Origin of the sequence: Brachybacterium sp. sponge (assembly GCF_001613775.1) — a bacterium.
Lineage (GTDB): Bacteria > Actinomycetota > Actinomycetes > Actinomycetales > Dermabacteraceae > Brachybacterium > Brachybacterium conglomeratum.
Genome location: NZ_LRMP01000001.1, coordinates 722,036 through 734,340, shown reverse-complemented (window position 1 = coordinate 734,340; position 12,305 = coordinate 722,036). Strand labels below are relative to the sequence as shown.

At 73.9% G+C, this 12,305-nt stretch carries 14 protein-coding genes; 8 read left to right on the top strand and 6 right to left on the bottom strand.

Going from position 1 to position 12,305, the window contains the following annotated elements; genetic code table 11:
* Positions 1-78: 78 nt before the first annotated feature.
* Positions 79-489, bottom strand: coding sequence for a VOC family protein (locus A4A78_RS03255; RefSeq protein ID WP_062946974.1), 411 nt, complete (start codon positions 487-489; stop codon positions 79-81).
* Between the two features lie 189 nt (positions 490-678).
* On the opposite strand from A4A78_RS03255, the gene A4A78_RS03250 reads away from it, so the two are divergent.
* From A4A78_RS03250 to A4A78_RS03240, 3 genes are read left to right on the top strand one after another with little or no spacing between them, the layout of a single operon-like run.
* Positions 679-975, top strand: a complete 297-nt coding sequence (locus A4A78_RS03250) for a hypothetical protein (protein ID WP_062946973.1) — start codon at positions 679-681, stop codon at positions 973-975.
* A 42-nt stretch (positions 976-1,017) separates the two neighbouring features.
* Entirely contained in the window at positions 1,018-1,353 is a 336-nt protein-coding gene (locus A4A78_RS03245; protein WP_197466619.1) for a helix-turn-helix transcriptional regulator, read from the top strand.
* Positions 1,344-2,012: a cation diffusion facilitator family transporter gene (locus A4A78_RS03240; protein ID WP_062946971.1), complete on the top strand. Its 669-nt coding sequence runs from the start codon at positions 1,344-1,346 to the stop codon at positions 2,010-2,012. Before A4A78_RS03245 ends, A4A78_RS03240 begins: the two co-directional genes overlap by 10 nt.
* A gap of 75 nt (positions 2,013-2,087) precedes the next feature.
* Here A4A78_RS03240 and A4A78_RS03235 read toward each other — a convergent pair whose 3' ends face one another.
* Positions 2,088-3,308 (bottom strand): MFS transporter, encoded by a 1,221-nt coding sequence (locus A4A78_RS03235; RefSeq protein WP_062947981.1) that lies wholly within the window; start codon positions 3,306-3,308, stop codon positions 2,088-2,090.
* A 141-nt stretch (positions 3,309-3,449) separates the two neighbouring features.
* On the opposite strand from A4A78_RS03235, the gene A4A78_RS03230 reads away from it, so the two are divergent.
* The 4 genes from A4A78_RS03230 to A4A78_RS03215 all read left to right on the top strand — a co-directional run bounded on the left by A4A78_RS03230 (position 3,450) and on the right by A4A78_RS03215 (position 5,971).
* The gene (locus A4A78_RS03230; RefSeq protein WP_062946970.1) at positions 3,450-3,872 is read left to right on the top strand and encodes a VOC family protein; all 423 of its coding nucleotides are present in this window, start codon (positions 3,450-3,452) and stop codon (positions 3,870-3,872) included.
* Positions 3,873-4,214 carry a TraR/DksA C4-type zinc finger protein gene (locus A4A78_RS03225; protein WP_062946969.1) on the top strand — a complete coding sequence of 114 codons (342 nt, stop codon included), beginning with the start codon at positions 3,873-3,875 and terminating at the stop codon, positions 4,212-4,214.
* A gap of 16 nt (positions 4,215-4,230) precedes the next feature.
* The gene (locus A4A78_RS03220) at positions 4,231-5,172 is read left to right on the top strand and encodes a ribokinase (RefSeq protein WP_062946968.1); all 942 of its coding nucleotides are present in this window, start codon (positions 4,231-4,233) and stop codon (positions 5,170-5,172) included.
* A 136-nt stretch (positions 5,173-5,308) separates the two neighbouring features.
* Entirely contained in the window at positions 5,309-5,971 is a 663-nt protein-coding gene (locus A4A78_RS03215) for a carbonic anhydrase (protein ID WP_053917169.1), read from the top strand.
* Between the two features lie 9 nt (positions 5,972-5,980).
* Here the strand turns inward: A4A78_RS03215 and A4A78_RS03210 are convergent, their stop codons facing one another.
* The 4 genes from A4A78_RS03210 to A4A78_RS03195 all read right to left on the bottom strand — a co-directional run bounded on the left by A4A78_RS03210 (position 5,981) and on the right by A4A78_RS03195 (position 10,562).
* A complete protein-coding gene (locus tag A4A78_RS03210; protein ID WP_062946967.1) occupies positions 5,981-6,379 on the bottom strand; it encodes a hypothetical protein in 399 nt (132 codons plus the stop codon).
* A gap of 65 nt (positions 6,380-6,444) precedes the next feature.
* Entirely contained in the window at positions 6,445-7,821 is a 1,377-nt protein-coding gene (locus A4A78_RS03205; protein WP_062946966.1) for a WXG100 family type VII secretion target, read from the bottom strand.
* The gene (locus A4A78_RS03200) at positions 7,821-8,609 is read right to left on the bottom strand and encodes a hypothetical protein (protein ID WP_231880816.1); all 789 of its coding nucleotides are present in this window, start codon (positions 8,607-8,609) and stop codon (positions 7,821-7,823) included. The genes A4A78_RS03205 and A4A78_RS03200 overlap by 1 nt, the downstream gene beginning before the upstream one ends.
* A 183-nt stretch (positions 8,610-8,792) precedes the next feature.
* Positions 8,793-10,562 carry a bifunctional chorismate-binding protein/class IV aminotransferase gene (locus tag A4A78_RS03195; RefSeq protein ID WP_062946964.1) on the bottom strand — a complete coding sequence of 590 codons (1,770 nt, stop codon included), beginning with the start codon at positions 10,560-10,562 and terminating at the stop codon, positions 8,793-8,795.
* Positions 10,563-10,633: 71 nt separating this feature from the next.
* Here A4A78_RS03195 and larC point away from each other — a divergent pair, with 71 nt between their 5' ends.
* A complete protein-coding gene (gene larC / locus A4A78_RS03190) occupies positions 10,634-12,205 on the top strand; it encodes a LarC family nickel insertion protein (protein ID WP_062946963.1) in 1,572 nt (523 codons plus the stop codon).
* Positions 12,206-12,305 lie beyond the last annotated feature (100 nt).

Below are 12,305 nucleotides of genomic sequence, written 5' to 3'. Positions count from 1 at the left end.
AGGACATCTCCGACCTTCTCGGGCACTACGAAGCGACAATCGGACCGAGGGCTCGAGATCGACCGCTGAGCGCCGCGGTCACCCCACCAGCAGGCAGAACGGGTGGCCCTCCGGGTCGGCGAGGACGTAGAGCGGCTCCTCCGGCACCTGCGTGCGGTCCATGAGCACGCGCGCGCCGAGGGCCTCGGCCCGTTCGCGCTGCAGCTCGAGCTCGGCGGCGTCGGGGACGCGGAAGTCCATGTGCAGCTGCATCGGCACGTCCTCGCTCGGCCAGGTGGAGGAGCGCAGCTCGGCCTTGCCCTGGACGGCGAGGACGCGCCGGTCGCGGAAGTCCAGGAGCACGAGCCAGTCCGCGTCGTCGGGCGCGGGCGGGGCGGGCGGCTCGTCGCCGGGCCGGTAGTGCAGCCCGAGCAGCTCGCGGTAGAACTCGGCGAGGGCGCGCGGGTCGCGGGCGTCGATCGCGGTGTGGAGCAGCTCGGGGTGGGTCATCGCGGCCTCCTGGTCGGTCCCGTCACGGTATTCCGACCGCGCCGCGACGACCAGGGCCCTCGCGGAGATCAGACCGCAGGAGGACCCTTCGCCATCCCGCGGTCCGATCCGTCGGCCCCCGCCCCGTTCCTACGCTGGCGATCACGCTCAGGGATCTGGGCGCGCATCGACCACGAGGAGGGCGTTCCCATGACCGCCACGTACGCACCCGCCGTCCACCACGGCACCGGCAAGGGCACCGCGAGCCTGCTGCTCGGGATCTGCTCGCTGCTGGCGGGATGGACGCTGATCGCCCCGGTCCTCGGGCTGGTCCTCGGGTTCATGTCCCGCGGCGACGAGCCCTTCGCCCGCGGCCGCGCCGGCTGGGGGATCCTCCTGAACCTGCTGGCCATGCTGGGCTGGATCCTCGCAGGCCTGCTCCTCCTGGCCACCAGTGCCGGATGGATCGTCTCGGAGGTCGACCTCAGCGGGCTGTTCGGGGGCTGAGGCGAGCTCGCGACAGTACAGGTATTCCTGTACTGTCGCGGCATGCTGGAGACCGTGACCCTCAGCCACACCGCGGCCCTCGCACGCCTCGGCCACGCCCTGTCCGACGACACCAGGGCGCGCGTGCTGCTGGCGCTGCGCGAGGCGCCGGCCCTCCCCTCCGAGCTCGCCGACACCCTCGGCGTCTCCCGTCAGAAGCTCTCGAACCACCTCGCCTGCCTGCGCGGATGCGGGCTCGTGACGGCCGAGCGGGACGGCCGCACCGCCCGCTACCGATTGAGCGACCCCCTGCTGGGCGAGGCGCTCGGCGACCTCATGCGTCTGACCCTCGTGGTCGATCCGGAGTGCTGCACGGGCGAGGAGTGCCGATGCCTCTGACCTCCGCCCTCGCCTCGGACCGCCGACGGGTCCTCCAGCGCCGCATCCGCCTGATCGTCGCCGCGACGATCACCTACAACGTGATCGAGGCGGTCATCGCCCTGATCGCGGGCCGTGCCGCGTCCTCCGCGGCGCTGATCGGATTCGGCCTCGACTCGCTCGTCGAGGTGCTCTCCGCCGCGGCCGTCGCCTGGCAGTTCGCGGGCCCCGATCCGCACCGTCGCGAGCGCGTGGCGCTGAAGATCATCGCCCTCTCGTTCTTCGGCCTCGCCGCCGTCGTCACCGTCGATGCGCTGCGCTCCCTGCTGGGCGGGGAGGCGGCCGGTCATTCCCCCGTCGGCATCGCCCTGGCCGCAGTGAGCGTGGCGATCATGCCGGCGTTCTCCTGGTTCGAGCGCCGCACCGGGCGCGAGCTCGGCTCGGCCAGCGCCGTGGCCGACTCGAAGCAGACCCTGATCTGCTCCTACCTCTCCGGGGCGGTGCTGCTGGGTCTGCTCGCGAACAGCGTGCTGGGCTGGGCCTGGGCCGATTCGGTCGCCGCTCTTGTCATCGCCGCCTTCGCGGTGAGGGAAGGGCTCGAGGCGTGGAGCGGCGAGGCCTGCGCACAGCCCGTCTCGGCCCTGGTGGGCGACCGCAACGGCGGGAGCGACTGCTGCTGACCTCCGCCGGATCGCCGAACATCCCCGAAGGCATGAGGGCCACGCGCCCGCGCACGCTGCCGACGGCCGGGCCCCTCACGGCTCCGGCACGGACTCCAGCTGCTCCTCCGCCGTCGGCCGACGGGACGCGGTGGCGGGGCTGAGCGCCGCCGCGAGGAGCGCGACCGCAAGCGGCACCACCAGTGCGCCGCGCAGCCCGATCTCCTCGCCGAGGAACCCGAGCGTCGGCGGGCCGACGAGGAAGGCGAGATAGCCGATCACCGAGGCGAGGGCGACGCGCGCGGCGGAGTCCGGCCCGGAGTCCCCGGCGGCGGAGAGCGCGAGCGGGAAGCCGAGGGAGGCGCCGAGCCCCCAGAGCACGACGGCGACGACGGCCACGATCTGACTGTCCACGTAGGCGATGAGTGCGAGGCCGGTCGCGGCGAACAGGGCGCTGACCAGGAGCACGCGGGAGCGGCCGACGCGCTCCACGATCGGCCCGCCGGCGAAGCGGCCGACGGTCATCGAGGCCGCGAACAGCGCGAACACGAGCGATCCCATCGTCGCGTCGAAGCCGTGCCCATCGACCATGATCAGCGGCAGCCAGTCGTTGGCGGTGCCCTCGGCGAGCGCCATCGCGAGCACGACCCCACCGATGCACACCAGCCGCAGGTCCTTCCAGATCGCGGGCCGCGGCGTCGCCGCCTGCGCGGCGCGATCGTCGGCGGTGACCTTCCCGGTCCCGACGGGGATCGCGCGCATGGCCCAGAGCAGCAGCCCCGCGCCGACGGCGGCGGTCGCCACCAGATGCGGCACCACCGGGAAGCCTGCGCCGTTGGCGAGGATGCCGAGCACCGCGCCGATCACGGTGCCGAGGCTGAAGCAACCGTGCAGGGAGGGGAGGAAGGAGTGCCCGCCGAGTCTCTCGACGTCCGCGCCCTCGACGTTCATGGCGACCTCGCCGCCGCCCATCCCGCCGCCGAACAGCGCGAGGCCGAAGGCGGTGAGGAGCGGCTGTCCCGTCGAGGCGCCGAGCGCGATGGTCGGCAGCGCGACGACCACGAGCGTCGAGCCCGCGAGCACGACGGGCCGGGTGCCGAGCCGCATCACGAGCGGACCGGAGGAGAGGATCCCCAGCATCGACCCGATCGAGAGGCCGAAGAGCACCAGCCCCATCTGCGCGGTGGAGGCGTCCAGCAGGTCACGCACCGCGGGGGTGCGGGTGACCCACGCGGACATGCTCAGCCCCGGCAGCAGGAACAGGGCGTAGAGCGCGAAGCGGCGTCGGCGCAGGGAGATCGGGGGCGAGGAGGTCACGCGGACGAGCGTACGCAGGAGGCGACCGCAGGTCACGGGCTGTCCGTCGCATCGCCCCTGGTGGACTGTCGGCCCCTGTGCCTACGCTCTCCCCGGGCGCCCGGCACCGAGCCGGCGCCGACACCGAGGAGGACGTCCGCCATGCCCGCCGCACTGCACCCCTACCTCAACTTCGACGGCAACGCCCGCGAGGCGTTCGAGTTCTACGGCGAGGCACTCGGGGCCACGCCCCAGTTCGCCACCTTCGGGGAGTTCCAGGCCGTTCCCGAGGGTGACCCCGCGTCCGACAAGATCATGCACGGCTCCCTCGAGGTCACCGACCTGATCCGCCTGTACGTCTCCGACGTGATCGAGGGGATGGGCGGGTACACCCGCGGCACCAACGTCACCCTCTCCCTGATGGGGGATGACGAGGCGGTGCTGCGCAGCGCCTACGAGAAGCTGTCCGTGGGCGGCGAGATCACGATGCCGCTCGAGAAGCAGATGTGGGGCGATGTCTACGGCGCCTTCACCGACCGCTTCGGCATCGTGTGGCAGGTCAACATCTCCGGCAGCGAGGGCTGAGTGGTCTCCGACGACCTCCGCGGCCTGCTCGAGGCCGAACGCACCCGCACCCACGAGCGGATCGAGGCGCTCCGCCGCGACCACGCCGCGATCCTCGACGGGATGGCGCTGACCTCGACCGACGACGAGCACGACCCCGAGGGGCAGACCACCGCCGTGGACCGCTCCCGCACCGAGGCGCTGCTGGCCGGTGCCGAGCAGCACCTCGTCGATCTCGACGCCGCCGAGCAGCGGCTCGAGGACGGCAGCTACGGCATCTGCGAGGTGTGCGGGCGGCCGATCCCGCGCGCCCGCCTCGAGGTCCGGCCGACGGCGAGGACCTGCGTGGACCACGCCGCCTGACCGTAGGCTTCCCGTCATGACCGCTGCGACCGCCTCCTCGCCCGACGGCACGATCGTCGTCGTCGGCTCCGTGAACGTCGACCTCCTCGCGCAGGTGCAGCGCCATCCCCGGCCCGGGGAGACGCTGCACGGCACGGGCGGGCAGATGCTGCCCGGCGGCAAGGGAGCGAACCAGGCCGTCGCCGCCGCGCGCCTCGGCGCACGGGTCGCGATGGTGGGTGCCGTCGGCTCCGACGTCCAGGCGGAGGCGGCGCTGTCCGCGCTGCGCGAGGCCGGCGTCGACCTCGGCCATGTCGCGGAGATCGAGGGACCGACGGGACTGGCGATCGTGACGGTCGCGGAGGACGGCGAGAACTCGATCGTCGTCATCGCGGGAGCGAACGACGCCATGGACGCCGCCCGCGTCCGGGCCGCGGCCGAGGCCATCTCCGCAGCGCGCATCGTCGTGTGCCAGGGGGAGATCCCGCGGGACGGCATCGAGGCGCTGCCCGCGCTGGTCACGGGGAGATTCCTCCACAACCCCGCACCGGTGATGGAGCTGGATCCGGCAGTGCTGCGCGCCTCGGACCCGCTGGTCGTGAACCAGCACGAGGCCGGGCTCGTCCTCGCCCAGCTCGCCCCCGGCCAGGAGGCGCCCGAGGATCCCGAGGCCGTCGTAGGCGCCCTGCGCGAGGCGGGCATCCCCTCAGCCGTCCTCACCCTCGGCGCCGACGGCTCGCTGGTCGCCGACCAGGGCGGCGCGCGCCGCATCCCGCCCGCCCCGGTCGAGGCGGTGGACACCACCGGCTCCGGCGACGCCTTCATCGGCGCGCTCGCGCTTGGGCTCGCCCGCGGCGACGATCTCGCCACGGCCGCCCGCCTCGCCTCCCGCGTCGGCGCCTTCGCCGCGACCGGCGAGGGCGCCCAGCCCAGCTATCCCACCGCGGCCGACGCGCTCCCGCCGCTGCAAGAGGCCTGAGGCGACGCCCTCACGGCGGACGCCACGGAGCCGGAGCGGACGCGGGAGTATCCTGCGGCGGGGCGTGAGCCCGCGAGGTCGCGCCCCTGCGCCGAGCGGACCCGCCCGGCGGACCCCACCACGAAGGATCGCCCCCATGACTACTCCCCGCGTCACCGTCCAGCAGGCCTGGGATGCCCTCGCCGAGGGGAACGAGAGGTTCATGGCCGGGGAGCTGCGCCACCCGCAGCAGAACGCGGCCCGTCGCTCCGAGCTGACCGGGGCGCAGGCGCCGAACGCGGCGTTCCTGGGCTGCTCCGACTCGCGCGTCGCGGCGGAGATCCTCTTCGACTGCGGCCTGGGCGATCTCTTCGTGGTGCGCAACATCGGCCAGATCGCGAACGAGAACACGGTCGCGACCATGGAGTTCGCGGTCGCGGAGCTCGGCGTCGCCGTCATCGTGGTGCTCGCCCACGGCTCCTGCGGCGCGGTGAAGGCCGCGATCGACCAGACCACCGCGAACCCCAGCGAGGTCACCCCCGCGATCCGCAAGGAGCTCGAGGAGATCCGCCCGGCCGTGCAGCAGGAGTGGTTCGCGACCCAGCAGGTCAGCCCCTACGTCGAGCCGACGCTGATCGATGTGGACGCCGTGGGCCGTCGCCACCTCGACGAGACGGTCAACGCTCTCATGCGCCAGTCCACCGTCATCTCCGACGCGGTCGCCGAGGGGCGGCTCGGGATCGTCGGCTGCCAGTACCAGCTCGAGGAGGGCCGGGTCTCCCCGATCTCCTGGGTCGGTCAGCTCGACGTCGCGCGCTGAGCAGGGCGTTCAGCCGCCGAGCTGCGCCTCGAGGTCGTCGGTGGTGACGTTCGCGCCCGAGGCCGGCTCGACCACGTCGGCCGCGAGCACCCGCAGGGCGGCATCGCCCTCGGGATGCGCCTCGATCCGCACGAAGGCCCGTCGCACCCCGGGCTGCTCGCGGTAGGTCCGGGAGACGGTTCCCAGCACCGTGCGCAGGGACTGCTCGACGCCGGCCCGGTCCTCGCCCGCCAGCACGAGCACCCCGCCGATCGTGGTGCCGGCGTTGGTGGAGTCCTGGAATTGCACGAGGCCGCCGCGGTGCTCGGGCAGCGCCTCCACGTCGGTGCGCAGCGCGTCCTGCACGGCGCCGACGTCGCTGCGCCCGCCGAAGCCGCACGCGGCGAGCAGGCTTCCCACGATCCCCACCAGCACTCCTCTGCGGCCGACGCCTCCCATCGGCCCATCATCCCCCACCGTCACCTCGCGACGCCTCAGTTCTCGCGGTGCACGCCCGAGCGGTAGTGCTGCACGTTGCCGGGGTCGCCGGTGAGGAAGGGGGCGAGGCTCGGGTCCTGGCTGTACTGGGAGAGCGGCGAGTTCGGGTCCTGCAGCTGGGTCTGGACGGAGTTCTGGTACTCGCCGCCGCTGTGGTTGGTCAGCGGGTTCCAGCTCGGGCTGTCGAGGGTGATGTTCGTGGCCCCGTCGCTTCCGCCGCCGCCCGGGCCCAGGGCGAGCCCGCCGAGGTCGATCCTGGGCACCGCGTCCCCGCCGTGCTGGAGGTTCAGCTGGTTCACGGAGGAGGGGACCGAGTAGTTGTCCACCGGCGAGCCGTAGGTCATGACGTTGGTGAGGTTGTACTGCGAGGCGAAGTCCTCGTTCGCGGCGAGGCTCGAGGCGATCATTCCGCCCTGCGAGTGACCGTTGAGCATCAGCGGGGTGCCGGGCGGGATGTCGTTGTCCGCATAGAGCTGCGCGATCGCGTCGGCCGTCGCCTGGGAGCCGGCGGACCAGCCGCCCGAGCCGGCCTGTTCGGCGTTCCCGGTGAGGTCCATCGGATTGTCCCCGGCGCCCGGCCCCCACTTCTCGGTGCCGGGGATGTTCACGATCACGCCGGTGGGAGGGTTGCCGACGACGGACATCGAGACCTCCCCGGTCTCCTTGTCGCCATAGGTGGTGTTGGTGTTCGCGATGATCTGGGAGAGGTCGCTCGGGGGCACGAGGCCGGACTCCTCACCGGTGACGGGGACCGGCGCGTCCGCGTAGCCGGTGCCGTCGTCGGCGAGCTTCAGGTCGATCCCGGTGAGAGCCTCGATGGCATCGCCCGTGCCGCGGATGAGCCCGGTCGCTCCGTCGACCAGCAGTTCCGTGACCCGCGGCCATTCGAAGTCCCGCACGGCGTCGATCGCGGTGCTGACCAGGTCCTTCCCGTCCTGGACGCGATCCCCCAGCCAGTCCAGGCCCTCGCCGATCCGGTCGCCGACCCAGTCCGCACCGTCGCCGATCCAGTCGCCCAGCCAGTCCATGCCGTCGCCGATCACGTCGACGACGTCGCCGGCGGTGTCGCCCAGCCAGTCCATCATGTCGCCGAACCAGCCGCCGTCGCCGTCCTCGGAGGCGCGGTCCTGCTCCTCGACGTGCTGCTGCAGCTCGCGGGAGCGGTCCTCGAGCCCGGGCATCACGAGCGACTCGCCCTCGCGACGGGTGCTCCCCCACTGCTCGCGGAAGGCGTCGGCGTCGGGGCCGACCCAGGCGACCGACCGGACGCTGCCGTCGAGTTCGCCGAGCAGTCCCTCGAGGCGCTGCGCCGCCCGGGCGAGCGCCTCGGACTGTCCCGTGACCTGCTCGGTGTCCATGCCCTGGAAGCTCATCAGGCGGCCCTCCCCGCGGCGTGGGCGGTGACATGGTCGATCGCGCCGATCACCTTCGCGCACAGCGCATCGGCGAGGGAGCCGGGTGCGGCTTCGCGCACCTCGGCGCCGTCCTCGCCGGGGACCAGCAGGGCGAGCTGCTCGCCGTGCTGCCCGAGCGCGTACCAGGAGCCGCCGCCGACGGTGGTCTCCTCCGGGGTCGGGGAGGAGACGACGACCATCTGCACCTGCGCGATCGACGGGGCGTCGGCGAGGTGCTCCGGGGCGGGGGCGGGCTCCGCGTCGGTGAAGGCGGGGCGCTGCGGGACCAGGGCCCGCACGAGCGCGCCGAGGTGCTCGATGGTTGCCAGGCCCAGCAGCACGGCGTTCGAGCGTCGGCCGAGCCGCATCGTCGTGTCGTCGGCGCTGACCTCGTGCTCCTGGTCGATGACCAGCACGAATCGTCCGGCGATCCGCAGCGTGGTGGTCCAGCCGCGGTCCCCGTCGACGCAGACGAGCTCGGCGCCGACCGGCGAGCGCAGCCCGCTGCGCAGCAGCTGCTCCCAGTGCTGGTCGAGGACGAGCGCGTCCTCGTCGTCCGGGGAGTCGACGAGGAGCCCGGCGAGCTCGAGCTCGACGACCTGCTCCTCGGTGAGCTCAGGCGCGGGCTCCTCCCCGAGCGCGAGCGCACGCACCCGGTCGAAGGCCCCCTCGCTGATCCGCACCAGGCGCGAGGGTCCGGGCAGCGCGGTCACCCGCGGCCCCGTCCCCGGCGGCCCCGCCTGCTGTGACTCGTCCTGACTCCCCATGACCGTCCCCTCGTCCGCCGTCGCACCACTCCTGCGGGCAACCTACGGGCGGCCGACGGGGGTGGGAATGGGGAGGACTCCCCATGGACAGGCGGCGGGCAGTCGTCCGACGGACCAGCCGCCCACGCGGCGAGCGGCCTGCGCCCGGCCGCGGCGCACCGGTCGCCGCCGGCCCGGCCCGTCTCAGCCCTCCGCCAGCACCGCCCGCCGCCACCCGCGTGCGGAGCTGATGACCGCGATCTCCTCCGCCCGTCGCAGATCCTCCACCGTCAGCTCCCGCTCCACGAGCTCCCCGGCCTCGAGCGCGAGGCGCCGCCCCACCCCGTCGAGGCAGCCGTCCCCGAGCGGCGGGGTGCACCAGGTGCCGTCCAGGCGCAGGGCGAGGCTCGCGATGGTGGTCTCGACCAGCCGGCCGTGACCCCCGCGGAGGATGACGTCATCGGCCTCCGGGTGACGTTCACGCGCCGCGTCGAAGTGATCGCGCACCGTCGTCTTGTGGGCGCTGAGCCCGTCGGGGAAGACCGTCGGACCGGTGTCGACCGCGAGCCGCACCGGCTCCGGCGCGGGAGTGAGCGGGCGGGGCTCGACGGAGACGCTCCCGTCGCGCCGCAGCCGCAGCCGCACCAGCTGCTCGCCCTCGAACGCGGCGACCTGCCCCAGCGCGGCCTGCAGCGCCTCCTCGTCGATCCCGATCCCGAAGTGCTCGGCCGAGCCGCGCAGTCGCTCGAGATGGATCTCGAGGTGCTGCGCACGGCCGTCCCTCACGGCGAAGGTCTCCAGCAGTGCGAAGGGCTCCCGCTCGCCGCTCGGCAGCACGGCGGCCTTGACCAGCAGCTCGTCGTACTCCCCGTCCGCCGTGGATCCCCAGGTCACGCCGCCGCCCGCGCCGTAGACGGCGGCGCCGCCGGCCTCGTGGTCGATGACGACGGTGCGGATCGCGACGGAGAGGCTCGCCCGCGGGTGCTCCCCCTCGCGGCCCGGGGCGATGACGCCGATCGCGCCGCAGTACACGCCGCGCGGGGTGTCCTCGAGGCGGGTGATCAGCTCCATGGTGGAGAGCTTCGGGGCGCCTGTGATCGAGCCGCAGGGGAACATAGCGCCGAGCACGCCCGCGAGGCCGGTGCCGGGCAGGGGCCGGGAGCGCAGGCGGGAGACGAGCTGGAACAGCGTCGGGTACTCCTCGACGCCGAGCAGCTCGGTGACCTCGACGCTGCCGGGCTCGCTGATCCGGGCCATGTCGTTGCGCAGCAGGTCCACGATCATGACGTTCTCGGCGCGGTCCTTCTCCCCCGTCGTGAGCGTCTCCCGCGCCGCCTCGTCCGTCGCGGGATCCCCGGTGCGCGGGGCGGTGCCCTTCATCGGCGCGGTGGTGATCTCGTTCCCGTCCCAGGTCAGGAAGGCCTCGGGGCTCGCCGAGACGACCGTGTGGCGGCCGATCTCGAGATAGGCGTGGTGGGCGCCGCGCTGACGGTGGGCGAGGTCGCCGTAGAGGCCGTAGGGGTCGCCGACGAGGCGCGAGCGGAGCCGGGTGGTGAGGTTGACCTGGTAGGTGTCGCCCTCGGCGATCGCCGCCCGCACGGCCGCGATCGCCTCGGCGTGCTCGGCCCGGGTCCAGTCCGGCTGCCAGGCCTCGAGCGCGTACCCGCCCGCGGGGGTGAGCGGGGCGGGGTCGGCGTCCGGGGCCTCCGCGATCCCCGCCCACACCAGCGGCAGACCGTCCTGACCGGCATGGACCTGTGCGTCGGGGTCGAGCCCGGCGGCGGCCTCGTAGGCGATCATCACCACCGCCCAGGCGCCGTCGGCGACGGCCTGCTCGGTCTCGGCGAGCGCGGGCCGCACCTCCTCGGGCCGCTCCGCCCGGATCTCCCGCGCGAAGTGGCCGAACTGCAGCGTCGTGCCCGCGACGAGGTCGTCGAGCCGGGCACGCGGCGCAGGGGCGGAAGCGGAGGTCATCCCCGCATTCTGCCCGATCCTCGGCCCGTCGTCGGTGCCGTCCTCGGAGGCGGTGCCGATACGATCCGGTCATGGATCCCGCCACGCCCCGCACCGCCTTCGTCGACGCCACCGCCGGGATCGCCGGCGACATGCTGCTGGCCGCGCTCGTCGACGCCGGCGCGGACCTCGCGGGCGTCCAGCGCGTGCTCGACGCCCTGGTCCCGGACTCGGTGCGCTTCGTCCGCTCCGCCGTGGACCGCGGCGGGCAGCGCGCGGTGAAGGTCGACGTGGAGGTGCTGGTCGACGACCCACCGCACCGCACCTGGGCCTCGATCCGGGACCTGCTCGAGCAGGCGCGCGGCCGCGCCGACGTCCCGGGCCGCACGATCGACCTGGCCCTCGCCGTCTTCGGCCGCCTCGCCGACGCGGAGGGCGCGACCCACGGGGTCCCGGCCGATGAGGTCCACTTCCACGAGGTCGGGGCGCTGGACTCCCTGGCCGACGTGATCGGGGCGTGCGAGGCGTGGCGGCAGCTCGGCATCGAGGAGGCCACCGGCAGCGTCCTCGCCGTCGGCTCGGGCCGGATCCGCGCCGCGCACGGCGACATCCCCGTCCCGGTCCCGGCGGTCGCCCGCCTCGCGCTCGGCTGGCCGACGGTCGCCGGGGAGATCCTCCCCCCGCGCGGGCATGCGCACTCCCACAGCCACGACCACGCGCACGACCATCCCCATTCCCACGACCCGGTCCCCGTCCCCGACTCGGACGCAGCGCTGCCCGCCCACGCCCAGGGCGGTCCGCACGAGCACGGCGGCCGGCGCGTCCCCTCCGACGTCGCCCCCGGCATCGGCGAGCTCGCCACCCCCACCGGCGTCGCGCTCCTGCGCGGCCTCGCCTCCTCCGCCGGGCCGCAGCCGATCCAGGTCACCGAGGCAATCGGCGTCGGCGCCGGCACGAAGGACACCCCGGGCCGCCCGAACGTCGTCCGCGTCCTCGTCGGCCGCGCGTTCACCGCCGAGCCGCACGCCGCCGGGCGGCCTTCCATCGCGCCCCCGACGACCGCACCCCGGTCCACGACGCCGCGGGCGACCGATCCCGGCTCGGCCGATCCCGCCTCGGACGCTCCCGCGGCATCAGACCGCGCCCCCGCCCCCAGCACCCTCGCCGCGAACGAGCTGTCTGCCGACGATCTCCCGCCCGACGCCCACGCCACCCCCACCGTCGCCCTCCAGCTCGAGGCGAACGTCGACGACCTCGACCCTCGTCTCTGGCCTCGCGTCCTCGAGGAGCTGCTGGACGCGGGCGCTCTGGACGCCTGGCTCGTCCCGATCTCGATGAAGCACGGCCGCCCTGCGGTGACCATCCACGCCCTGGTCCGCGAGGGCTCCGAGGGCCCCGCCGCGTCCCTGCTCATGGACCGCACCGGCACCCTCGGCGTGCGGATGCACCGGGTCGAGCGGATCATCCGCACCCGCGAGTTCACCGAGATCGAGGTGCGTGGCCAGCGCATCGCCGTGAAGATCGCCCGCGACCAGGACGGCGCCGTCGTGCGCCGCGAGCCCGAGTTCCGCGACGTCGCCGCGGCGGCCCGCGTGCTCGGCATCAGCGAGCGCACCATGCTCGACCTCGCCAAGGAAGCCGCCTCCGGCCTCTCGACCAGCTGACACGGCCCGTGCCGACGCTCTCCCGGTCCTCACGCGACGACAACGGCACCGGCGACCGCAGCGACCAGCAGGGCTGCTGCAGAAAAGCACGTACATCACG